18 protein-coding genes and 1 riboswitch are annotated in these 23,450 nt (G+C 43.9%); of the genes, 9 read left to right on the top strand and 9 right to left on the bottom strand.

Annotated elements, in window-relative coordinates:
• Positions 1-134 precede the first annotated feature (134 nt).
• Positions 135-387: riboswitch (cobalamin riboswitch) on the bottom strand.
• A gap of 88 nt (positions 388-475) precedes the next feature.
• A complete protein-coding gene (locus tag RCO84_RS02340; protein ID WP_317577043.1) occupies positions 476-1,114 on the bottom strand; it encodes an HAD family hydrolase in 639 nt (212 codons plus the stop codon).
• Between the two features lie 51 nt (positions 1,115-1,165).
• The gene (locus RCO84_RS02335) at positions 1,166-2,323 is read right to left on the bottom strand and encodes a glycerate kinase family protein (protein WP_317583762.1); all 1,158 of its coding nucleotides are present in this window, start codon (positions 2,321-2,323) and stop codon (positions 1,166-1,168) included.
• Between the two features lie 234 nt (positions 2,324-2,557).
• On the opposite strand from RCO84_RS02335, the gene RCO84_RS02330 reads away from it, so the two are divergent.
• Both RCO84_RS02330 and RCO84_RS02325 read left to right on the top strand, forming a co-directional pair.
• Positions 2,558-2,836, top strand: a complete 279-nt coding sequence (locus RCO84_RS02330; protein ID WP_317577045.1) for a xenobiotic reductase B — start codon at positions 2,558-2,560, stop codon at positions 2,834-2,836.
• A gap of 20 nt (positions 2,837-2,856) precedes the next feature.
• Positions 2,857-3,459 carry a hypothetical protein gene (locus RCO84_RS02325; protein ID WP_317583761.1) on the top strand — a complete coding sequence of 201 codons (603 nt, stop codon included), beginning with the start codon at positions 2,857-2,859 and terminating at the stop codon, positions 3,457-3,459.
• Between the two features lie 24 nt (positions 3,460-3,483).
• Here RCO84_RS02325 and RCO84_RS02320 read toward each other — a convergent pair whose 3' ends face one another.
• Positions 3,484-4,215: a response regulator transcription factor gene (locus tag RCO84_RS02320; RefSeq protein ID WP_317577048.1), complete on the bottom strand. Its 732-nt coding sequence runs from the start codon at positions 4,213-4,215 to the stop codon at positions 3,484-3,486.
• Positions 4,216-4,318: 103 nt separating this feature from the next.
• Positions 4,319-5,824 carry a sensor histidine kinase gene (locus RCO84_RS02315; protein ID WP_317577049.1) on the bottom strand — a complete coding sequence of 502 codons (1,506 nt, stop codon included), beginning with the start codon at positions 5,822-5,824 and terminating at the stop codon, positions 4,319-4,321.
• Positions 5,825-6,021: 197 nt separating this feature from the next.
• On the opposite strand from RCO84_RS02315, the gene RCO84_RS02310 reads away from it, so the two are divergent.
• Positions 6,022-8,070, top strand: a complete 2,049-nt coding sequence (locus RCO84_RS02310) for an outer membrane beta-barrel protein (protein ID WP_144151775.1) — start codon at positions 6,022-6,024, stop codon at positions 8,068-8,070.
• 63 nt (positions 8,071-8,133) lie between these two features.
• Here RCO84_RS02310 and xyl3A read toward each other — a convergent pair whose 3' ends face one another.
• Complete coding sequence (gene xyl3A, locus RCO84_RS02305; protein ID WP_317577050.1) at positions 8,134-10,800, bottom strand: xylan 1,4-beta-xylosidase; 2,667 nt, start codon at positions 10,798-10,800, stop codon at positions 8,134-8,136.
• A gap of 323 nt (positions 10,801-11,123) precedes the next feature.
• Between xyl3A and RCO84_RS02300 the strand changes: the two genes are divergently transcribed.
• Together RCO84_RS02300 and RCO84_RS02295 are read left to right on the top strand one after the other, a co-directional pair.
• On the top strand, positions 11,124-11,561 hold the full coding sequence (locus tag RCO84_RS02300; protein WP_119227235.1) for an Hsp20/alpha crystallin family protein: 438 nt from the start codon (positions 11,124-11,126) through the stop codon (positions 11,559-11,561).
• A gap of 236 nt (positions 11,562-11,797) precedes the next feature.
• On the top strand, positions 11,798-13,783 hold the full coding sequence (locus RCO84_RS02295) for a heavy metal translocating P-type ATPase (RefSeq protein WP_317583758.1): 1,986 nt from the start codon (positions 11,798-11,800) through the stop codon (positions 13,781-13,783).
• Between the two features lie 93 nt (positions 13,784-13,876).
• Here RCO84_RS02295 and RCO84_RS02290 read toward each other — a convergent pair whose 3' ends face one another.
• The 3 genes from RCO84_RS02290 to RCO84_RS02280 are packed head-to-tail and all read right to left on the bottom strand — an operon-like array spanning position 13,877 to position 18,204.
• The gene (locus tag RCO84_RS02290) at positions 13,877-14,050 is read right to left on the bottom strand and encodes a hypothetical protein (protein ID WP_287798266.1); all 174 of its coding nucleotides are present in this window, start codon (positions 14,048-14,050) and stop codon (positions 13,877-13,879) included.
• 46 nt (positions 14,051-14,096) lie between these two features.
• Positions 14,097-14,201, bottom strand: coding sequence for a GIY-YIG nuclease family protein (locus RCO84_RS02285; RefSeq protein WP_260849602.1), 105 nt, complete (start codon positions 14,199-14,201; stop codon positions 14,097-14,099).
• Positions 14,202-14,208: 7 nt separating this feature from the next.
• Positions 14,209-18,204, bottom strand: a complete 3,996-nt coding sequence (locus RCO84_RS02280) for an N-6 DNA methylase (protein ID WP_144151784.1) — start codon at positions 18,202-18,204, stop codon at positions 14,209-14,211.
• 521 nt (positions 18,205-18,725) lie between these two features.
• On the opposite strand from RCO84_RS02280, the gene RCO84_RS02275 reads away from it, so the two are divergent.
• Positions 18,726-18,929: an Rpn family recombination-promoting nuclease/putative transposase gene (locus RCO84_RS02275; protein ID WP_260849603.1), complete on the top strand. Its 204-nt coding sequence runs from the start codon at positions 18,726-18,728 to the stop codon at positions 18,927-18,929.
• 44 nt (positions 18,930-18,973) lie between these two features.
• On the top strand, positions 18,974-19,285 hold the full coding sequence (locus tag RCO84_RS02270) for a transposase (protein ID WP_260849604.1): 312 nt from the start codon (positions 18,974-18,976) through the stop codon (positions 19,283-19,285).
• A 1,271-nt stretch (positions 19,286-20,556) separates the two neighbouring features.
• On the opposite strand, the gene RCO84_RS02265 is transcribed toward RCO84_RS02270, so the two are convergent.
• Positions 20,557-21,030 carry a PaaI family thioesterase gene (locus tag RCO84_RS02265; protein ID WP_144151787.1) on the bottom strand — a complete coding sequence of 158 codons (474 nt, stop codon included), beginning with the start codon at positions 21,028-21,030 and terminating at the stop codon, positions 20,557-20,559.
• 193 nt (positions 21,031-21,223) lie between these two features.
• On the opposite strand from RCO84_RS02265, the gene RCO84_RS02260 reads away from it, so the two are divergent.
• Positions 21,224-21,910, top strand: a complete 687-nt coding sequence (locus RCO84_RS02260; protein ID WP_144151790.1) for a response regulator transcription factor — start codon at positions 21,224-21,226, stop codon at positions 21,908-21,910.
• 56 nt (positions 21,911-21,966) lie between these two features.
• Positions 21,967-23,343: a sensor histidine kinase gene (locus tag RCO84_RS02255; RefSeq protein ID WP_144151793.1), complete on the top strand. Its 1,377-nt coding sequence runs from the start codon at positions 21,967-21,969 to the stop codon at positions 23,341-23,343.
• Positions 23,344-23,450 lie beyond the last annotated feature (107 nt).

Genomic DNA, 23,450 nt, shown 5'->3' with positions numbered 1-23,450 from the left:
TAATCTCCTTATACCTTAAACCTAAATATAATAAGTAAATATCTATATGTCTCCATCACGAACCCATCCCACGGGGTTGGATAGAATCATCGGAATCGTATTCTTTTTATATCCCAGAGATATTCTTTGGGAATTTCTTTCCGATGGCAACGGCAGGTCTTCTGACTTGCGTCCTCCCAGCATCTCACTCTATGTAAACATAAAAAGATGCAAAACTCATGGCAAGCGGTCTTCCCGAAAAAATGTCAGTGACCATGGTGCTTGCCGCAATAAGACGCTTACAGCAGCGGGACTGTCCGGGCTTCTCACCCGATTCCCTTTTAATCACTACGCACTCATCCTGCCTGAGGCGGCAGAAGGTGGCAGCAAACCAATTGCGGGTGCAAAGGTACTATAAAAAAATGAATAAAAAGATAACTTTATCCGCTTTTTTATTCCAGCAAGAATAAAATTATCTTTTTATTCAGAGTTCAGTTTATTCTTTTACGATTTCCAGGAGTTCTGTGAAATCATCGATAATCCATTCGGCAGAGGCGAGCTGTTGGCGGGTTCCGTTGCCATAAGTCACGGCACAGGCCTTGCAGCCGGCATGATGCGCCATATCTACATCGAAGGTCATATCGCCCACTACAAGGGTTTCATCTGCCGTTCCCTTCATCTCTCCCAATGCCTTGAAGACCATATCGGGTGCCGGCTTCGCATGCTCCACATCATCGCCTGCAACAATGGAAGAGAATATATCCTCCAGCTGCATCTGATGCACGTATCCATCCAGCGAGCAATGGTTTCGACTGCTGGCCATACCCAATACAAACCCACAACGATGCAACGCTCTCAGGGTTTCTATCACATGAGGGAAGGGCTGCACTATCATCGTCTTCTTGTTCGCCAGGAAAATCTCGCGATAGGTTGCCGCACATTCCAGGCCCTCCTCAGCACTCATTCCGAAGAGCGAGACGAAAGCCTCATCCAGTCTTAAACCGATGGTCTTGGCACAAGCCTCATCCGATTTCACTTCCAGTTTTCTTGCCCGCATCGTATCCTGCAAGGTCTTCACGATGAGACTCTGCGAATCGCCGATGGTTCCATCAAAATCAAAAATTATATACTTCATTATTCTTACCTTATTTGAAAACGGTCACAAAGGTACAGATAATAGCTGAAACTACAAAGCAAATTGCTCACGAATTGCCTTTATTATGTTATTACGAGCCACTTCTGGCTTCATCGCCTCATCCAATGGCATTTCTTCAGGAGTAACCTGAACAACTCTATCAAATCCTGCATCCAGCATAGCCTTTCTATCGCTAACTCCGCCCGATACTAGCCATATTTTCTGATTGGTAACATGCTCAAGAATTCTTTGCGGCAACTTCCCCATCAAGGTCTGAAGGTCGCTATGACCTTCGCCCGTAATCACGAGATCTGCATCCAGAATGAGTGCATCAAAACCAATCTCATCCAAGAGAAGTTCAGCCCCTGGTCGTGTCTCTGCATTGAAATATTGCAGGAAAGCATAGCCCAAACCTCCGGCTGCACCAGCCCCAGGAGCCTCACTTCTATCATATCCGAAATGCTTGGCGCTTACCTCGGCAAACTTCCTCGCCCTATCATCCAGCATCTGCACCATCTTAGCATCAGCTCCCTTCTGAGGGGCAAAGACATGAGCCGCCCCATTTTCGCCGCAAAGCGGGTTGGTAACATCCGAAGCCAACACAAAACTGCATTCCTGTCGGATTTTCTTCCAGTCATCGCCCATCGCCTTAAGCATTCCGATGCCACAATCGGATGTGGCGCTGCCACCCAAGCCCACGATGAAACGGCGCACGCCCCGGCGATAAGCATTCATAATCATCTCGCCCACGCCCCAGGAAGTAGCCTTCATCGGGTTGTGCTGTTCAGGCTCAATCAGAGCCAGTCCGGCGGTCTGCGCAATCTCGATAATCGCCGTATCATCCACGATTCCGTATTCCGCCTCAATCCATCGCATCAGCGCATCATGGGCATGAATCCTCACTCGCTCTCCCTTCATCGCCGAGAGAAAAGCATCGAGCATTCCCTCTCCCCCATCACTCATTTCCAGGGTAATGATTTCGGGAGAAGCATCATCTGAATCCAATTTCTTCATTTCAGAAGCAGCATCAAGAGACAATTTCTTTATTTCGGGAGCAACATCATCCGCATTCCATTCCTTCACTCCCGAAGCAATCGCCTCATTTACCTCTCTGCTCGAAAGGCAGCCCTTATAAGAGTCGCAAACAATTATTATCTTCTTATATCCAGCCCCATCCATCAGTCTGAGGCCATCATTTTTCCTATCCATATCCTATTTATATTATATCATTCCAAGAATCATCGTCTATCAAGCGATTTTCCTTTCAGCCCGCAAAATTAGCCATTATTCCTGAAACCACAAACCTTTTTGGGAAAAACTTTCAAAAACAGATGCTTCTGATAAGAGCTGATAGAAAAAAGAGGTTAAAACATTTGGCTATTAAAAAGATTCCTCGTATTTTTGCAGTAGATTTTTCAAAGGTTTTCTAAAGGTTAAAGGCTTATGTGCAAATATGAAGAAATAGAAGGTTGGCGACTCTCGAATGGCAAGACAATTCGGGAAATCAACAATGCCGTACACGATGAGGTGGAACGAATCTACCTGGAAGCGTGGGCGAAAGGTATTTCCGTGCCGTATTTTGAGGGGAAAAAAGTTTTTCTAGCTAATCCTGACGGAAGTGATGATGAAGTGACTTTTGATGTAAAGACTAGAAAATATACTGTTATCCAGCAAGTAGCAGCTCCGGGAATGGGGAAAATGAGCTACTTGCTCCATGCATAATCCTCAAAAAAATTGCAACTATGACACGACGACTAGAATTCACCATTATTGCAGGACCAAACGGAGCTGGAAAAAGCAAACTTGGCCCATTCTATTCAAGTGTAAAAGCATTTGATGGAGATCAACTTGCCATGAAACTTCGTAAGGAACATCCAGACTGGAAAGATTCGTGGGTAGAAGGAACCGTTATCTCCACACTAATGAAAGAGAAAGACGAAGCTATCCTATTAAAGAAAAATTATGCCTTTGAAACTAATTTCTCCTCAGATTTACCTGTCAATCTTATCAAAGATTTCAAAAATGCAAACTATAAGATTTGTTTGATATATTTCGGTCTATCTCATATTATCGACTCCTCCACTCGTGTTGACCAACGCCATATATTGGGCGGTCATAATGTAAACCAAGACGTGATAGAATATAACTTCACGGAAGGCATCAAACGAGTAAGAGCCTCTCTACCACTTTTTGAAAACATTCTTTTCATTGATGGCACTTCCGATTTTGGCGACATTGTTGCCATTCACATCGAGAAATCAGGCAAGCATCAGATAACAGATCACCCAGTCGAGTGGTTCGACAAATACTTCAAAGAGGCATTCGATGCGCTTGTTGATGGATAGGAAGAATAGTTCTTTTACAAGATTCTAGCAAATCATTTTATACCCAATTCCCCTCACATTGATGATTCTGATATTTTCATCGGCAGATAACTTGTGGCGGAGCTTGGTGATGAAAACATGGAGACTGCGGGAATTGAAGAAGCTGTCATCGCCCCAGAGTTGCAGGAGAATATCCTTGCTCTCTACCACATTGTTCTTGCTCTCCACAAGCATGCGAAGGATTTCGGATTCACGATGTGACAGTTCTGTATCCTTACCTTCCAACTGCAGAATCTGACTGGTAACATTCAGGCGATAACGACCGATGGAGAGCCATTGATCAGCAGCATTTGGATTATCAGGAGAAACATTTCCCCCTTTCGGTTCCTCAGAAGAAATATTTCCTGCAGAAGCCCGATGACAAAGCGACTTGATACGGACAATGAGCTCCTGGATGGCAAACGGCTTCTTCAGATAATCATTGCCACCCAATTCAAATCCCTCTACCACATCATTCACCGCCGAACGAGCCGTGAGAAAAAGTACAGGAGTACGGGAATCCGTCTTGCGGATACGGCGCACCATCTCGAAACCATCCATTTTGGGCATCATCACATCCGCAACCAGCACATCAGGCTTCTGGTCATCAAACATACGAAGTCCCTCTTCGCCATCATGCGCCGTGCGCATCTCGAAGCCCTGCGCCTCCAAGGTGTCGCTCAGAATCATCGCCAAGGATGTTTCGTCTTCTACCAGTAATACTTTTATCTTATTCATTTTTTCTTTTTTACTTTTAAGATTAAGACTTGGGAGACCAGCGATGGAATCGCTGGGAACGGGGGTGCAAAAGGGACTAGGTTCTTTTTACCCTTTTACCTTTTTACCCTTTAAGAAAATGCAGGGTAAAGCAGCTTCCTTTTCCCGGCTCGCTTTCTACGGAAACAGAACCGCCCATTTTATCCATCAGGCTCTTGACATAGAAAAGCCCGAGACCATAGCCCTTGACCGTATATTTATTGCCATCCGTCACCCGATAGAACTTGTCGAAAATATAAGGCAATTTATCGTGGTCAATACCGATTCCATTATCAGATACGGAAACCAGCACTTCATCCTCGGCTTTTCGGAAAGCCTTGATTTCTATCTTCACGCTATCTTCAGAATACTTGATGGCATTGTCTATGAGATTGCTCACGATGTTTGAGAAATGCATCCGGTCGGCATGAACCACCAGATTTTCCGGTTCTACGGACAATGAAATACTCACCTTTTTATCCGTTCTTTCTCCTGATTTCACTTTCAGCTGATGCTGGGAGATTAATGGTTCAATCACCTCCTTCACAGGAACTTCCACGATATTGAGAAACATCGATTTCCGTCGTTCCATACTCATCGACAGAATCTGTTCCACCAATCCGCTGAGCGTCTGCAACTGCTTCTGGGCGATGGTGAGATACTTGCGCGCCTTATCAGGATGCTGGAGCATTCCGTAGTTCAGCAGGGAGTCGGTGGCAGCATAGGCTACGGCTATCGGAGTCTTCAATTCGTGCGTGATATTATTGGTAAAATCACTCTTCATCTCATCAAGCGTCTTCTGCTTGAGCATCGTATGAATTAGGAACCAAAAGACGAAAGCCAGGATGAGCATGATGAAGAGCGATGTGGCAAGGATGCCTGCCATCTGGCTGAGCACAGTCATCGTAAGCGGCTCTAGGGTAAGGACATATTTCTCCTCATTCGCCTCCCCCTCATTACAAACCACATATTGGTATTGCTTGGCATTGGCGGAAGGCACATACCCCTTCGTCGTCACTTTCGCCAAAATCTTCTTTCCTGCTAAAAGCTGAATCTGATGCGGAAGGAGATGAGCATTATCGCCCACCAGCAAACTGTCTGAAAGCATCTTGGCAACCCATGCACTGTCATAGTCATTGATGTCAGGTTTGGCGATTTCATTCAATTTGCCAAACAGCGCCTGTTGCACCATAGTTGCCAGCTTGCCCGACATCATCATCATCAATTCCTGGTCCTTGTCATCTTCACTACGCTTCTCTTGCTTGGTAAAAGTTGTTTGAACAGACTGAACGATCTTTCCTCCACGAACCTTTTTCACCTTTACCTTTTGATCTATATCATCGTCTTCATCCATAGAAAAAGCAACAGCACCCGTCAGTTGTCTATGAGGCCCTTTATCATCATTGCGCAATCGTTCGATTCGCTTCTTCATCTCCATGAAGTGAGCGTATTCCATTCCATCCTTGATTTTTGCTTCAACCTCCTTTTCCTGAGACTGATAAAGCCCCACGAGCCAATAGGTCTGATATGCGAAGATGCAGACCAAAGCCGTGATGACGAGCGTAACTATGTATTTAAGATGTAACTTCATGCTTGCAAAAGTAATAAAAAAGAAGATAAGTAAGATACTTTTCAGGGAATTATTTCTGATTTGATAAGACTAAATAACACTTCTGATAAGACTTGATAATCAAAAATCCTTGCTGACACGAGATTTTTACAGTACTTTTGCAACCGAAATCGGGAGTTTTTTTTCCGAAAGAACGATAAAAAGATAATAAGAAGAATATGAAAAGATTGGTTATATTAAGCGCTTGCCTGGCCATCAGTCTTGCCGGCTGGGCACAAGGAAACAGAAATGATTCCCTGAGAATGGACAGCATCATCCATTCCCTCCCCGATGTGATGGTAAAAGGCAACCGACCTATCGTAAAAGTGAAAGGAGCAGCATTGACCTATGACCTGCCTCAACTCATCAAAAACCATCCGGTGGATAATGCCTATGAAGCCATCAAGCAACTGCCTGGCGTGAGCGAACAGGATGAAGCCTTGACCCTCAACGCCCAATCCGTAACCGTGATGATAGACGGCAAGGCTACCACCATGACGAGCGAGCAGCTCTATTCGCTTCTGAAAACGATTCCTACCAGCCGCATCGCCAACGCTGAAGTCATCTATTCAGCCCCAGCCCGCTATCAGGTAAAGGGACAGGTCATCAACCTCCTGCTGAAGCACAACACAGGCTTTCACTCCCTGCAAGGCGAGCTCTTCGGCGGCTACACCCACCAGAACCGCAACAGTTACACAGAGCGCACCTCCTTGCTCTTCACCAACAAGAAATGGGAAATAGACATGCTCTATTCTTTCGGTCATGGCAAGAGATATTATTACTATGAAAATGAGTTTGCCCACACCTTGACTGATGGCACTTCCTATGCCTTCTCTACACATAGCGACAATATCAAACGCCATCTCAACCACAACATCCGACTAGGCATCAACTATCATCTGGCGAAAAATCATCAGCTCAGCTTTGCCTACACCTCACAACTCAATAACACGAGAGGAACGTCAGAGGATGATGGCGATTTCACATCCCTTCTCAGAATCCATGCCAAGAGTCAGTTTCACAACTTCCGCTTGGATTACTCCACACCATTCGGCTTCTCGGCAGGAGCAGAATACACCTATTATAATTCACCGGATGAACAATGGCTGAAAAGCAGTCTCTACGATGAGATTTACGACATCACAAGCCAGCAGCGAATCGACAAATGGCACGCTTACCTCAAGCAGGAGCACGACTTAGGAAAAGACTGGGGCTTGAACTACGGCATCAATTATACCACATCAAGAGACAAGAGTTCGCAGGAAAACAACAACAAGTCTTCTGATGGCAACACCATTCAAAACGAAGACCAAATGAGTTTCTGCGTCGGAGCCAGCAAGTCATTCGGTCAAAAACTCACGATGGAAGCATCGCTCATGGAAGAATATTACCACACCCCAATCTGGGATGAGTGGAACCTCTTCCCAACACTCTCCATCACCTATCTTCCAAAGGCAGGACATGTCATCCAATTCGACTTGGATTGCGCCAGAGACTACCCTACCTATTGGTCGGTGAAGAATTTCACCACCTATAATGTGGGCGGATATGGAAAGATTGTAGGAAACCCGACGTTGAAGCCATCACGAGACCTCAGCCTCTCGCTTACCTACATTCTGCACAGCAGATACGTGGCAAGTCTCTTCTTCAACAACTCGAAAGATGAATTCCGTCAGCTTCCTTACCAAAGCGACAAGAAGAAGGAGATGGAATACAAGCATGTCAACTTCGATCATGTAAACCAGGTAGGCTTGATGCTCACAGCCCCAATCAACATAGGCAACTGGTGGCAGAATCGCCTTACTTTCACCGGCATTTATCAGAACGACAAGAATTCCCACTTCTATGATCTTCCATTCGACCGCAGCAAATGGTTCTGTCAAGCCCAGTGGAACGGCACTTTTCTCTTTGGCAAGCATGTGCTTCTCAACCTCGATGCTTCCGTCCATACCGACGCCATCCAGGGAATCATCGACATCCCTGCCTCAGGCTATCTCAACGCAGCCCTCACCTGGAAGCCTCTCAAGGATGACAAGTTCCAGCTGAAAGCCTACTGCAACGACATCTTCGAGACAGGCGACAACCATCTGCACGACACCTACCGAGGTCAGCACGTCATCAACAAAATGTACTTTGGCAGAATCATAGGCCTCTCCCTCAACTATCGATTCGGCGGCTACAAGGCCAAGCAGCATGAAGAAGTAGATACTTCCAGATTCGGGAAATAAAACGAGAAAAGATCGCCAAGACCCTCAAAGTCATGGCGAGTTTTCTCTTTTTATATCAGTATTTTATTTCACTTTCACTTCTATCACATTCTTCGCAGCCTCAGCACTCGAACCACCTACGAAGATCTGATATTTGCCGGGAACCACACGCATGGTATTGGTCTGGGAATCCCAACCCTCGAAACTCTGGCGAGGCAGACTGATGGTTACCTGCTGCTTCTCGCCCGCTTTCAAAGTAATGCGCTTGAAGGCTTTCAGGGTCTTGATAGGACCCTCAGCATCATCCATTCTACGGATGTAAACCTGCGCCACTTCCGTTCCTTCCCTATTGCCTTTATTAGATAAAGAGAAGTTCAAGGAATAAGCCGAAGAATTCTTCACTCTTCGTTCTTCACTCTTCACTTTCTTCAATGCCGGCTTTCCATATTCATAAGATGTATAGCTCAATCCATGACCGAATGGGAAAAGAGCCTCACCCTTGAAATAACGGTAGGTGCGATTCTTCATCGTATAATCGAGGAAATCTGGGAGATCGGAAGTACTCTTATAGAAGGTAACCGGAAGCTTGCCCGATGGATTCACCTCGCCAAAGAGAACCTTTGCCACGGCTTCGCCACCCCGTTCGCCCGGATACCAAGCTTGAAGGATAGACTCCGCATTTTCGGTTTCAGGAACCATAGCAATGGCACTGCCCGAACAGTTGACGAACACCACTCGCTTGCCAGCCCGATGCAGCATCTCCATCACCTTGCGCTGAGCCTGCGGCAACTCGATGTCGGTTCTGTCGCCACCCTTGAATCCCGGTTCGGAGACCTTCATCTCCTCACCCTCAAGACTAGGAGAAATACCGCCTACAAATACCACCACATCAGCATCACCAACCTCTGCCAGAAGCTGAGACTCGGTTGGCGTATAGTTCTTCACGATGTCAAACTGCATCACCGCCATATCGGTCTTCTGGAAATAATCCACCTGAATCTTCATCGGCTTTCCCGCCTTTACGGAGATTGGCTTGTTGAGCATCTGCACACGGGCACGTCCCTTCCATACATCCGCCACCGTATCGCCATCAATGATGAGCCGGTAACCATCATCGCACCCCATTTTGATATTCAAGGTTTCATCCTGTTCAGAAATGAAGACACCCTCGTATCGGGCTGAGAAGTTGGTAAGGTTCACTCCCGGTGCAAAGACGGTATTTCCACCATTACTCTGATTGATAGGCGAAGTCATCATGGCTGTAGCCACCGGCTCGCCCTTCATCTCAGAATTGTTCCAATAAGTAGCCTTCATCCCCTTGCTGCCATCGGCAGAAGTCAGGAGATTGAACCGGCTTTCAGAAACTTCATTTCTTGTCAACGTGCAGGCAGGAATATACTTGGCATCCTTTACATATTTTCTGATGCCCTGCAGGATGGTGATAGTAGAAGTAGGATAACCCGAATAGTTGCCCCACTGCATGATGGAATCGTTGGCGTTCGGCCCCATCACCACAAACTTCATTCCTGATGATTTCAGTGGCAGAAGATTGTTTCGGTTCTGAAGAAGCACGATGCCCTCTTCTGCCATCTTCTCTGCCAAATTCTTATGCGCCTTGCTGGCAATGACTGAAGATGGAATCTGAGTCCAAGGCACGTTCTCGTCCTGATCGAAATCACCCAGACGAAAACGGGCTATCAGCAGGCGCTTCAAACTCTCGTTCACCTTTTCCTCGCTGATTAGTCCTGTCTTCACCGCCTCAGGAAGCGAACGGTAAACGCTTCCGCATTCCACGTCGGTTCCGGCACCAATTGCCTGCGCCGTAGCCTCAGCCGGAGTCTTTGCCGTACCATGTCGGCCAGGCACATAAAAGTCGTTGATGGCTCCGCAATCAGAAGTAATCAATCCCTTGAATCCCCATTCATCACGAAGAATCTGTCGTTCATACCTGGCATTGCTGCAACAAGGCGCTCCGTCAATCCGCTGATAGGCGCACATCACCTCAGCCACATTTCCATCCTGCACCAGCGATTTGAAGGCGGGCAGATAAGTCTCCCACAAATCCCGCTCAGGCAAATCCTCTACATTGAAACTGTGCCTATTCCACTCCGGACCGCTATGTACGGCAAAATGCTTGGCACAGGCTAGGAGCTTGACGTATTGGGGAGCCTGTGAGGAAGGTGTAGCCAGAACTCCCGGAGCCGACATCGGTTTGCCATCGAAGGTCTGTCCCTGCAAACCATTCACCACGGCAAGTCCCATTCTTGTGGTCAGATATGGATCTTCTCCATAAGTTTCCTGTCCACGTCCCCATCGTGGGTCACGGAAGATATTGATGTTCGGAGTCCAGAAACTCAGACTCTGGTAGCGCTTGATGTTGCCGCTTTTCTTCGCCTCCTGCGCCTTGGCTCTCGCCTCATCGCTCACGGCAGTAAACACCTTATATAATAAGGTATCGTCCCACGAAGCCGCCATGTGCATCGTGATAGGGAAAACGGTAACGAATCCGTTTCGCCCCACTCCGTGCAGCGCCTCGTTCCACCATTGAAACTGCGGAATGCCCAATCGGGCGATAGCCGGAGAAGTATCCATCATCAACTTCGTCTTCTCTTCCAGGGTAAGACGGGAAAGCAAATCGTTGGCTCTAGCCTCAGCAGAAAGGTTCGGATTCTGATAAGGAAGAAGCTGCTGTGCGCTGGCAGAAAGCGACATCGCCAGAAGCATCGCCATAAAAAATAGTTGTTTCTTCATTGATCTTATTATTTATTCGATTTATGCTTTGATTTTTAAGTTGGTGACAAAGTTACACTTTTTTGTTGAGATAACCGCATCATCTGGCAGAAAAGTTTAAAATATTTATCCTTTCGTGTCAATATTTACACTTTCCGTCCGCTGGCACATAAGTTGCAAAAACAGAGAGTGAAAGCTGAAGCTAAAAGACAAAGGAGTTCGGAAGAACAACGGAGTTTCGAGGTGGAGGCAAAAGAAATAACAAGAATATTAACAAACAGAAATCCCGACGGAGCCGTAAGGAACCGAGAGGACGAGTAAAATAAAATTTGGAGGTTTTAATTATGTTGTTAGCACGTAGAAATAATGATTCAGATTGGTTGAGTAACTTCTTTGATGATACTTTATTCAATACCGAAGTAATGTCACGTATGAATGCTACTGCTCCTGCCATTAACATCAAGGAGACAGATAAGAATTACATCATGGAGGTTGCAGCTCCTGGTTTGAAGAAAGAGTGGGTTCGTGTAAACATCGATAACGATGGTAATCTGAACATCGCCATCGAGAACAAGATGGAACACAAGGATGAAGACAAGCACGAGCACTATCTGCGCCGCGAATTCTCTTACGGCAACTACCAGCAGTGTTATACGCTGCCTGAGGATGCTGATCGTGAGAAGATTTCAGCAAAGGTAGCTGATGGTATACTCGAGGTCGAGATTCCAAAGCTTACTCCTAAGGAGGAGGCTAAGACTACAAAGAACATCGAAGTCAAATAATCATCTCCCATAAATGATGGAGGCAGATTCCAAAGCAATTTGGAACCTGCCTTTTTTTGTGCCCTTACCTGAAACATCGCATTTTCATCTACCTTATTATAGTGATTTTCATGGAGCAGCCAAAAGTTTTCACCATAAATCTTTTTTCTTCCATAATTAATATGTAATTTTGCAGGCAGAAAAGCAGATATGAAAGCTTCTGCTTATAGAATTCAGAACATTTATATAAGAAACAGATGAAGAAAACAATTCCAGTAATAGGCATGGCTTGCAGCGTATGCTCTGCCAATGTAGAAAAGAAGCTGCAGTCGCTAGAAGGCATCAACTCCGCCTCGGTTTCCCTGGCAAGCCGAACTGCCCTGGTAGATTATGACCCCGACATTATCTCTCTGGAAGATATGAAACGGGAAATCAGCAACGCCGGCTACGACCTCGTTATCGAAAGCGACAGAAGCGTGGAGGAAATCAACCGCCGTGAGTTCACACTCCTGCGCCGCCGAACCCTGGCTTCCTGGCTCTTCGCCATCCTGACCATGTGTTTCTCCATGGGATGGATTTCCCTGCGTATGGAACAGAATATGATTTCAGATGGTGTTACTTCGGCTCATCACTCGAGTTCCTTCGCCAACCAGATCTGTCTGCTCCTGGCACTCGCCAACCTGCTCTACTGCGGCAAACAGTTTTATGTTTCCGCTTGGAAGCAGCTCCTGCATCATACGGCAAACATGGATTCGCTCGTAGCACTCAGCACCCTCATCGCCTTCCTCTTCAGCACCTTCAACACCTTCTTCGGAGAAATGGTATGGGGAGCAAGAGGCATAGAATGGCACACTTATTTCGATGCTTCCGTGATGATTATCACCTTCGTGCTGACCGGCAGATGCCTGGAAGAAAAGGCAAAGGACAGTACGGCGAGCAGCATCCGACAACTGATGGGAATGCAGCCGAAAACCGCCCGACTGGTGACTTACGAGAAGATAGAAGGCACCAACGACTATAAGATGGAGGAAGTTCCGATTTCCACCATTCAGATAGGCGACATGATTGAGGTAAGAGCCGGCGAAAAGATTCCGGTGGATGGCGTGGTTACCCAGGCAGAGAGTTTCATGACTCCCGATGCAGCCTATGTAGATGAAGCGATGATCAGCGGCGAACCGACTCCGGCGATGAAAAAGGCAGGCGACAACGTGCTGGCTGGCACCATTCCGAGTCAGGGAAAGCTCCGCATGAGAGCCAAGCAGATTGGCGAGAACACCGCCCTGGCACACATCATCCGCATGGTTCAGGAGGCGCAGGGCAGTAAGGCGCCCGTGCAGCGCATCGTGGATAAGGCGGCTCTGATTTTCGTTCCAGTCGTGGCAGCCATCGCCCTCATCACCTTCCTGGCGTGGTGGCTGATAGGCGGCAACGCTGCTCTTCCTCAGGCCATCCTTTCAGCCGTAGCCGTATTGGTCATCGCCTGTCCTTGCGCCATGGGCTTAGCTACTCCTACCGCCCTGATGGTGGGCATCGGCAAGGCGGCGCAGAAGCAGATACTCATCAAGGATGCGTCGGCGCTGGAGAATCTCCACAAGATCAACACCCTCGTCATCGACAAGACCGGCACTCTCACCATTCCTAACCAGAACATCGATTTCACCAAGCAGGGGGATTTGGATCTGGAGACGAGAGAGACCCTCAAGCCTCATGCCCAGGAAGCGATGAAGCAGTTGCAGGAAAGGGGAATAGAGGTCTATATGATGAGTGGCGACAAGGAGGAAGCGGCTCATTATTGGGCTGAGAAAGCCGGCATCAAGCATTACCAGAGCAAGGTGCTGCCTGGCGACAAGCAGGCATTGGTAAAGAAACTTCAGGACGAAGGCAAGCAGGTAGTGATGGTGGGCGACGGAATCAACGACACCCAGGCCCTAGCCCTTGCCAACGTGAGCATGGCGATAGGAAAGGGAACGGATGTGGCGATGGATGTGGCACAGATTACGCTGATGAGCGACGACCTCCTGGCACTTCCGGAAGCCGTAAAACTAAGTCAGAAGACGGTTCACATGATTTGGCAGAATCTCTTCTGGGCGTTCATCTACAACATCATCTGCATCCCGCTGGCAGCCGGCGCCCTTCATATCTTCGGCATTGATTTCCAGATAACCCCGATGTGGGCAAGTGCCCTGATGGCCTTCTCAAGTGTGAGCGTAGTGCTTAATTCGCTGAGACTGAGATTGGCGTAAAATGAAAGAAAATGGGAAAAGTCTGAGACTTTCAAAATATATAAAAGCGACTTCTTGGCATTAAAACCAAGAAGTCGCTTTTATATATTTTTACTAAAGTTCTTTCTCTTTTCTCAATTCATCAAGTACCTTACCTTTATAGGAAAAGTACTTAGCTCCTTGATATGCGCCAGAAGGAGTTTGTTTCTCTACCGGCAAGAAAGTTCCTACAAAAGGAGAGAGTTTGTAGATTCTGTTCTGATACTCCACCGTATCATCACTTGCCACTCTAACCTCAATACCAGTTGGAATAAAAGTAACTATCTCACCTATTTTAATACCAATCCACCGGACGGGAACTCTTACCTATCTTCACCCAATCCTCGCGAAAGCTCGGATTGGTGAGGATATAAACGTAACCAATATTCTCTTTATTCATTGTTTCGTTACTTTAAATATTTATCCAAGATGGCTTGCTTGGCAGAGGAAGCATTGGACATAGATTCTCTTAAATCCATTATCGCTGAAATATTTTTCTGATACTCAGCAACTATTCTCAATTGTTCATCCATAGAAGGAACAGGTATTTCCAACTCCTCATAGAATGTAATCGGCACTCTTCTGTGACCACTTGAGCCAGTCATTACAGCAGCAGCCCTTTCTCGAATTTCTTTTCTATTTAGGTAAGCAAAGAGATAAACATTATTGATTAGTTTATTATTCACCCTGAGTACATGAAACTCAGAACTACCAAAACCAATACCATTCGTCAAACCAGTAGCAAGCGCACACTTCCCATTCTCCATACACGGAGTTATCTTAGCAATAATAATATCACCTTCTGCAAAATAAGTATAGCTACCTTTACGAACATCAACCAATGGTTTATCTACTTTTTGCTCAATATATCCATCATTGCTTACAGATGACATTTCGACAAAAGAGACCATTGTTGAAGACTCTATAGATTTCACATCCGCTTTCGACGGATTGATTGCCGAACAAAGTTTCTCCAACTTTTGACTTCTACCTGCAACTTCATCAAAAATTGATTCCACACGATTATTCAAAGAATCCAACTCAAACTGTTGTTGCTTGAATTTTTGATCAATCTTCTCACATTCCTCCACGATTTTCTTTTGAATATCCATTGGAGGAAGTGGAACCTCAAAATTAGGAATACTTCGTTTATCACCACGTGGCATTTTTATTCCAGTTTTTCCAACCATCATATATTCAAAGAAAATATCACTTGATAATACCTCAAACAGGTAGTCATTCAATATTTCATTTACTCTTTCATTTCTAAATACCAATACATCATTTGAACAACCACCATCATATTCTGCCAACCAAATTTTCTTCAAATAAGGACGGATATTAGATACTAAAATATCATTTTTGTGATACTCTGTTATCTTGTCTATATTAGGCATTCCTACATATGGCTTTACACCCGAACAATTTTGAAGAATATTTTCTGTAGAGATATAAGTCTTAACATCTATACCAGACAATGCTATTTTAACACTTGAATATGGAGCTATTTTTCCTAACTTTTCCTTGGGATACTTTGTTTCTATTTCCGGATAAGATAGTGTTGCAACAGTCTTTATTGTCTTATCGAAATTCACACGTGAAAAATCCAACAAGTCCACTAATTCATATTCAGAAGCAACATCTACATACTCATCTAAAATAGAATTATCTACCCCACAATAATTATTACGAATCAAAGCATTAATTTTACTTTCATCGTCCAGATTTAGAGGTGCAAACAATGGGGTCATAATACCTTCTATTCCTTTAATCTGCTCTATAGTATCATCATCTGCTGCTTCATCATCAGAGGAAGAATCCTTGATTTTTCCTGTATTCAGATAATGAATACCTTCTGCACCTTTTCGATTACTCCATTCATATCCCAAGAACTTTTTTTCCAAAGATTTGTCAGATGGGCTTTGCACCACCAATACCGGCTGCGGATTTGAAGCAGCAAGCATATAGAAATAGAGCTTTTCTTTCTCTATTTCGCGAATGAATTTAAGAGTAAAACGTTTCTCCTCCAACAATTTCTCTGCTGGAGTCAATGCCACATAAGCACGGCTCTTTACAAACTTCTGGGCTTCGTCACGTACTTTCTTTGCCTCAGCAGCTAAAGCTGTTGAAGCTGTATTCTTTCCTTGTTTTTTGATATTTAGAGCTTTCACGTATTCCTTTGCCATATCAGAATCCATGAAGCTATCCGTTAATTCACCTTTCAACAACTGGATATAATCATCGTGCTTATATCCCATGTGTTTGATATAAGCATCCAAGTTTTGAGAATCTTTATATGCACCATTATCTACCATATTACCCTCAAACCACTCCGTAATGCGGTTGTGTAAATGTCTAGACAAATCAGGCTCCAAAGCTTTTCGACGCAAGAACAATACTATCGTACTCGTATTGGTTTGACCAAATGTATTTGGTCCCAGGCTACAAATAGAAACTATGTCGAAGTTTTTCAAGAGAAGTTCACGTGTTCGCATATAGAGACCACCTTTCGACAAAATACTTGACGGAAGGACAATAGCAGCCACACCACCCGACTTCAAGAGTTGGGCAGCACGTTCGATAAAGAATGTCTCTATAGAGTTATTCTTCTCTATATTGCTAATATAATTGTTCAATGTATATCGTTCTCTATCCTCCTCAGGTAATGTTTCTAAAAAGCCTGACACAGAATATGGAGGGTTAGCCACCAATACGCTAAAAGTATGATCTTGAATACCAGACATTTCTTGCAATCCATCTCCATAATGGATATGAATTCCATCCATACCATACATAAATGCAGCAACCTGACTTACCTTTGAAAGACGATAATCCTTTTCAATACCCACTATCTGCTCATAATATTCACGAAGCACAGAAATAAGTCTTTCTTCTTTAGCTCTCTTGTCATATATATTTTCAAGATGAGCCATTTCCTCAACAATCGGCTTGATCTGACGAGCATACTCTGTCAAGAAATGTCCTGCTCCACAAGCATAATCGACAACTTTAGGAATCTCACCACCTTCTAGAATTTGACGAAGAGGCAAAGACGAAACCAAAAAACGAACTATAGGAATTGGAGTAAAAAACTGACCTTCACTTTGGTGCACACCACGATTAAGGAACCCCTCGAAAAGGTCTCCCAAAAACTGGTTATCCGTATTTTTAGTCAAATAAATATCCTGCAACATACTGATGGTATCCTTCAATATGACAGCATTCTTATAGAACAACTGCTCATTATGCACATCGAGGAAGGCAAAAGGGTTATTATTGAAATATTTCAATTTACGGAAATACCTTTTAATCGTATCCCTTGCCTCATCAGCTTTAGATGTAAGAAATTTAAATGCATCCTCTATTTCTGCATTTTCTACCGAAGCCACCTCATCATCGAAGAACTCCTTCATTCCTCTTTTATACAAATTGATCAAACGGTCTTGCAACGAGAAATAATCATCATAAGCCGCACCCTTCCAAAGCAATTGAAGTTCATCAGAATGATAACGCTCATCTATGATTTTCGCCAGGAAAAGATTCACCAATTTGTCAAAGGCATTCTCATGGCTTGAAATGGTATGTTTACGCAATATTAATGCAAACTCATTGTATTTCTTATCCAACGAGTATTCATCAATAGTCTTCAAATCATTTATGCCATAACTCTTCTTTCCTATGTTGAAAGCATCAATACCTTCTTCAAACAAACCACGAGTTGTATAATCCTGTTTATACGTCTGCTTCCAAACATAAAAAAAGTCTTCACTTCCGCCTTGCTGTTCTCGCATTTCCTGGAAACTATGGAGCTTATTATCCGTCTGCAGATATTCCTCATTATCAACCAAAGAAATAATATGATAGTTGATCTCAAGACGATTTATTTTTTTCCCTTTCTTGCTGTATTCTGGATAATCCGCCGCATACATACAAAGATATTGGGCTTTACGATAAGTATTGAAATAACGAAACAATTGGTCACCATCACGCATAGTCCTTGCCCAATGTTTACGAAACTCATCCTCTTTCTTATCAATATCAGCCTTTTTACATTCAACAATAAGATATGGCTCACCATTATTATCGCTTACCAGAATATCACAGTATCCCGTGTCTGTACCAGCATAATTTCTTCCCTCCAACTTGATATGTTGAGGAAGATAACCACGCTCAAGCAATTGGGCAACACAAACAAATACAACATAACTTTCTTTCTGATAATCTTCTTGCGTTGTATTTCTATCAGCCTGTAATCCTACCGGATAATTGAATTTACCAGTATTATAGTTATATTCCAAATCAAAGCCTTCGTCAGCCGAGCCAAAATGTCTGGTATAGACACCATGATTTGAAAAAAACTTCAAATCCAAAAGGACTTTTTGTATATTATCTTTTGTAATCATATATTTTTTATTTTTATCTTTTTTTCTATCGACAATGCTTTTGTTTTATAGCAATATCAATATACTCAAAATCAACTGCAAATATACAACATTTTTTGGAGAATCTATACCATACAAGGATTTTTCTTTCTCAAAATATTATATTTTCCACCTCCTTGTCCTCTAAACACATTTATAATAGTGAAGTGCTCACTGATTTGAGACCAACTTAATTTTCTAGACACCGTATGGAAAATTTGAAGAGTCATCTTCTTTATTTTATCCATAAAACTATTTCTTTATATTTATAAAAATTGAGCCCACTTTAAAAGGGGCTCAGTTCTTCCTCTTTTTTCTCCCCATACCTTTTTCTTACCCTCTTTTAGAAAGAAAATTCTAGAATTTCTTGGCAGTTTCAATAAAAAAGTGTATCTTCGCAGCAGATTTATAGAATCTAAACTGATAATTTATGGGTAGATACATCAACCCCTTTTACCGACTGGGGTTTCAAACGTCTCTTCGGTCAAGAGTTCAGCAAGGACTTGCTGATAAATTTTTTGAACGACTTGTTTGAAGGCGAGTTTCAAATCAAGGACGTAACATTCAAGGATAAGGAACAGCTTGGAGATACTAATGATCTCCGTGGCTGCATCTTCGATATCTATTGTGTTACCGACGATGATAAGCATTTCATCGTCGAGATGCAGAACAGATGGGTACCTTTCTTTGTGAACCGTTCCATCTAGAACGCGAGACAGGTTTTGAAAAATGGATTTATGTATTGAAGTATATGGAAGTATTGGAAAGATTGCCTTTTACGGCGCAGAAGAAGATATTCGATTATCTTGCTAAATTGGCAGATATTCGTTGCTTGAGTAGTGAGGAGCAGGAAAAATACGATGAAAGTATTAAGGCTGTTGACGATTACTACTCCGGTCTTTATGGCTCGTATGTTGAAGGCGAGGAAAAGGGTAGAGCGGAAGGTGAACTGTCTAAAGGTTTGGAAGTAGCCCGCAACTTGTTGGCAATGGGTATTTCTTGGTCTCAAATCATGCAGGCAACTGGATTGACAGAAGAACAATTGAAGCAACTTCAGTCGTAGTATTAGATTTCTGCCTGGTGCTTTGCTGGATTTAAATCCGGCAAAGCACCAGGCAGAAATCTCCTTCAGCTCTATACACATTATATAATAAATAGGTAAATAAGTAATGCCCACAGAAATCAAAACTACACTTTTCCTAAAAAAGCTGGATTTTAATAGGTAAAAACATGGATTTTACCCCCATAAACCACCCTTTTTTGCAAAGGCGATTTTCATAGCAAATCGTAAAGGACTTTTAAAGGATTGGAAAACCTTAATGACCTATAATGACCTTGACCTTAATGACCTTAACGACCTTATCCCCTAAATAGTCAGTCTCAATTGTCAACAGAAAATCACATTACCCAAGCTAAAATAGCTAGAAAGACCGGATTTTTTTTTGCAGAGAAAGGAGGAGAAAATGCCCTTAGAGCAAGAAAAAGTGGTTCCGATGGCACTTTTCACCCCTTCAGAAGACAAAAACAAGAGGGGTTAAAGGCTGAATGAAAGGGGAAAAAACGAGGATTTACAAGGAATTTCTTGATATATTTTGTCAAGATTCTCATAAAAAGAGCAAGAAAACTGGGATAGATCGAAGGAGATTCTGTGCGTTTTAATAGCATTAAACGAGGGAAACAAAACAGTTCAATCAACGACTATCAAACTGATTATCAACACGATATATTCAATACCACATTCTTCCAGAATAGCTTTCAGAAGCTCTATCGTGTCATTAAGGGTCAGGGGCATTAAGGGTCATTAAGAAAAAGCAAATGTCATTTAGAGCCATAGTATAATATAAATATATATTTATTATTATACTATAGAGATATTTGCGCCCCCGAAAACCTTAATGACCCTTAATAACACTGACCCTTAATGACACCACCCCACATTTCCCCGCTTTTCAATCATCAAAAGCAATCCAAGGTTACTTTTGCAATCAGATGCAAAAACCTAAAACACTTATACCTCTACACATCAGTTACTTACGAACTATTTCTCAACATTCTACGGGAAAAAGCTTGCTTTCTGCTTCGAATTTTTGTATCTTTGCACCGGCAATCGAAAGAACAGTCTTCTTGTGCCAAAAGTCGGTCATCTATGAAGACCGAGGCTGGTCTTAATAGATGGCAGGCGCCGGTCATCAATGAAGACCACAAAATGGGCAGAGAACGGCTTTCTGGGGAATTGTGATTCAAGGAACTCTTAAACGCAGACAGAGCATGATCAACTTCAAGAACTTTCAAAACTTCAAGAAAGACCCCAGCATTACAAACAAGTGGGGAGAGTTATTCCTCCCCCTCTACCTTGCAGCTGTCGAATCCCATCTCCCTGGCTTTATCAGGACCAAAGGTGAAGTAGATGGCTTCACCCTCATCACAAACCTCGCCTTGGGAGTTCTCCAGAGTCAGGTGGATGGTGACGATGTTGCGGCGCTGACTAGCGATGTGACCACGCACCGTAATCTGCGAATCGGTGGTCATCACAGGCTTCTTGTACTTCACGTTGAGCTGCATCGTCACACCCGTGGTCTGCAGTTTGCGGTTGATAACCCAGCCTGCCACTTCATCCATCAGCATACTGATGATTCCGCCATGCAGGGTATTGATCCAGCCCTGGTAATTCTCGCCGGGATTCCAGATGGTAAGCACATCCTCACCCTCTTCCCAAAACTCAAGATGCAATCCTACAGGATTGTTGGGGGCACAGCAAACGCAGTTGTAACCCTCCTTGTTCAAATATGGATTTAATATCTTCTTCATTTTTCTAATTGATTAAACTGTTTTCTAACTGATTAAACTTTTTAAAACAAGGCAAAGGTACGAATAATATCTGATAAGGAAAAGTTTTTTAAAGATATTACGGTTAATTTTCCATAATAAAAAGTGAAGAAGCGTGGGAATTTTTAAAATTGATGTACTTTTGCAAGCTACAAAAAGACGATTATAAGTAAGTATGATTAAGATTTTAGTGATAGAAGACGAAAAGCGAGTGGCTGATTTATTGAAAATCGGTCTGGAAGAGAACGGCTATCAGGTTCTGGTGGCTTACGATGGTGAGATGGGATGGAGACTGTTTCAATCGAATGATTTCCAACTGATTATCTCAGACATCATCCTGCCGAAGCTCAATGGTTTCGAACTCTGCCAGAAAATCAGAAAGGCAGATGAAGAAATCCCTATTCTGATGCTCACGGCTCTGGGAACCGCCGATGATAAGCTGGAAGGCTTCGATGTGGGAGCCGACGACTACATGGTGAAGCCATTCGATTTCAGAGAACTGCTGGCGAGAGTGAGAGTATTGCTGAAAAGAAGAGCCGTGGCTAAGGTTGATGCGGTAAAGGAGATTTCATACGCCGACCTGTGCATCAATCTTGAAAGACAGGAAGTAACACGAAACGGCGAACCTGTCAAGCTTTCGCCTAAGGAATACAACCTGCTGGTTTATCTGGTGGAGAATGCAGAAAAGGTAGTGAGCCGAGTGGAAATAGCTGAAAAGGTTTGGAACACCCATTTTGATACGGGCACCAATTTCATCGATGTCTATATCAACTATCTGAGAAAGAAAATGGATAAGAACTTCGAGGTGAAACTGATTCATACCAAACCGGGAGTTGGTTTTATCTTGACGGACAAGATGTAACGAACCAAACAGATAAACCGAATAAGAATTTGAATAAAATCTGAAAGAAAAGAGATATGAAGATCAGAACAGCCCTTACCCTTAAATACACCTGCATTACGGCAACCATATTTCTGCTTTGCATGGTGCTCATTTACCTGGTCAGCGAACATACCCGCGACCAGACTTTCTTCAGAAACCTGAAAAGCGAAGGCATTACCAAGGCCAATCTCTTCCTGGCCGGACAGGTAGATGCCAAGACCATGCAGTCGGTTTATCTGAACAATAGGAAGTTTATCAACGAGGTAGAGGTTGCCGTCTATACTACCGATTTCCACATGCTCTACCACGACGCCATCCACAACGACATCGTGAAGGAAACCGAAGGGATGATCAAGGAAATTATTCAGAAAAAAGAGATTGAATTCCACATCGGAAAATACCAGGGCATCGGAATGGTTTTCCAATACAAGGGAAAGGATTATATTGTTACAGCTGCCGCTTATGATGGCTACGGCTACGACAACCTGGTGGGACTGCAGGAAACCCTCATCTGCCTCTTCATCATCGGATTGTCGCTGCTCTTTATCGCCGGCTATGTTCTGGCAAAACTCTCCCTCAAACCGATAAGAAACATCGTGAACGAGGCTGAAACTATTACAGCCTCCCACATCGACCGCCGCATCCCCGTGAAGAACGAAAAAGATGAGTTGGGCGAACTGACCATCGCCTTCAATGAACTGCTCAAGCGACTGGAGATTTCATTCAATTCACAGAAGCAGTTTGTGAGCAACGTGTCTCACGAACTGCGTACTCCTCTGGCTGCCCTAACAGCCGAAATCGATGTTTCGCTGCAGAAAGAGCGAACCAACGAGCAGTACCAGCTCGCCATGCAGAACATGCAGCAGGACGCCAAGCGAATGACCCGACTGATAGACGGTTTGCTGAACCTGGCAAAGGCGGATTACGGCAAGGAAGAAATCAGCATGCGAGAGGTTCGCCTGGATGAACTTTTATTAGATGCAAGAGAACTCATCCTGCGGGCGCATCCGGAATACAGCATCGACCTACTCTTCTGCAACGAGGAAGAAGACGATGACAGTCTGATTACCGTCCTCGGCAATCCTTATCTGCTGAACATCGCCTTCTCGAATCTGATAGAGAACAACTGCAAGTATTCGGAGAACCATTCGTCTATCGTTCAGATTTCATTCAGAGACAAATGGAGCATCGTCCGCATGACTGATAACGGTTTTGGAATGTCGGCAAAGGATAAGGAGAATCTCTTCACCTTATTTTATAGAGGAGGCGGAGATGAGAAGAAGAAAGTAGAAGGCTACGGCATCGGAATGACACTGGCCCATAAGATTATCCATCTGCATGATGGCAACATCGCCGTGCATTCGGAGCAGGGCAAGGGAACCCTCTTCATTGTGGAGATTCCACATATCTAGCATAATCCTCACAATATACATCTCCCTATTAATGAACGACTTACTGATTCTCTAATAGTTTTCTAATACCGTTCTAATTCTTTTCTAACGGCTTCTTCCACATAGTT

It is taken from the genome of Segatella copri (assembly GCF_949820605.1).
Taxonomy (GTDB): domain Bacteria; phylum Bacteroidota; class Bacteroidia; order Bacteroidales; family Bacteroidaceae; genus Prevotella.
The sequence above is the reverse complement of the archived record's forward strand: the minus strand, read 5'-3'. Positions and strand labels throughout refer to the sequence as shown.

Bases quoted from the DNA above. Each gene is read 5' to 3' on its own strand.
- RCO84_RS02270 (WP_260849604.1), top strand. From the start codon at position 18,974: ATGGAAGTATTGGAAAGATTGCCTTTTACGGCGCAGAAGAAGATATTC.
- RCO84_RS02330 (WP_317577045.1), top strand. From the start codon at position 2,558: ATGTGCAAATATGAAGAAATAGAAGGTTGGCGACTCTCGAATGGCAAG.
- RCO84_RS02325 (WP_317583761.1), top strand. From the start codon at position 2,857: ATGACACGACGACTAGAATTCACCATTATTGCAGGACCAAACGGAGCT.
- RCO84_RS02315 (WP_317577049.1), bottom strand. From the start codon at position 5,824: ATGAAGTTACATCTTAAATACATAGTTACGCTCGTCATCACGGCTTTG.
- RCO84_RS02285 (WP_260849602.1), bottom strand. From the start codon at position 14,201: ATGAATAAAGAGAATATTGGTTACGTTTATATCCTCACCAATCCGAGC.
- RCO84_RS02310 (WP_144151775.1), top strand. From the start codon at position 6,022: ATGAAAAGATTGGTTATATTAAGCGCTTGCCTGGCCATCAGTCTTGCC.
- RCO84_RS02280 (WP_144151784.1), bottom strand. From the start codon at position 18,204: ATGATTACAAAAGATAATATACAAAAAGTCCTTTTGGATTTGAAGTTT.
- RCO84_RS02340 (WP_317577043.1), bottom strand. From the start codon at position 1,114: ATGAAGTATATAATTTTTGATTTTGATGGAACCATCGGCGATTCGCAG.
- RCO84_RS02320 (WP_317577048.1), bottom strand. From the start codon at position 4,215: ATGAATAAGATAAAAGTATTACTGGTAGAAGACGAAACATCCTTGGCG.
- xyl3A (WP_317577050.1), bottom strand. From the start codon at position 10,800: ATGAAGAAACAACTATTTTTTATGGCGATGCTTCTGGCGATGTCGCTT.
- RCO84_RS02295 (WP_317583758.1), top strand. From the start codon at position 11,798: ATGAAGAAAACAATTCCAGTAATAGGCATGGCTTGCAGCGTATGCTCT.
- RCO84_RS02260 (WP_144151790.1), top strand. From the start codon at position 21,224: ATGATTAAGATTTTAGTGATAGAAGACGAAAAGCGAGTGGCTGATTTA.
- RCO84_RS02255 (WP_144151793.1), top strand. From the start codon at position 21,967: ATGAAGATCAGAACAGCCCTTACCCTTAAATACACCTGCATTACGGCA.
- RCO84_RS02300 (WP_119227235.1), top strand. From the start codon at position 11,124: ATGTTGTTAGCACGTAGAAATAATGATTCAGATTGGTTGAGTAACTTC.
- RCO84_RS02335 (WP_317583762.1), bottom strand. From the start codon at position 2,323: ATGGATAGGAAAAATGATGGCCTCAGACTGATGGATGGGGCTGGATAT.
- RCO84_RS02265 (WP_144151787.1), bottom strand. From the start codon at position 21,030: ATGAAGAAGATATTAAATCCATATTTGAACAAGGAGGGTTACAACTGC.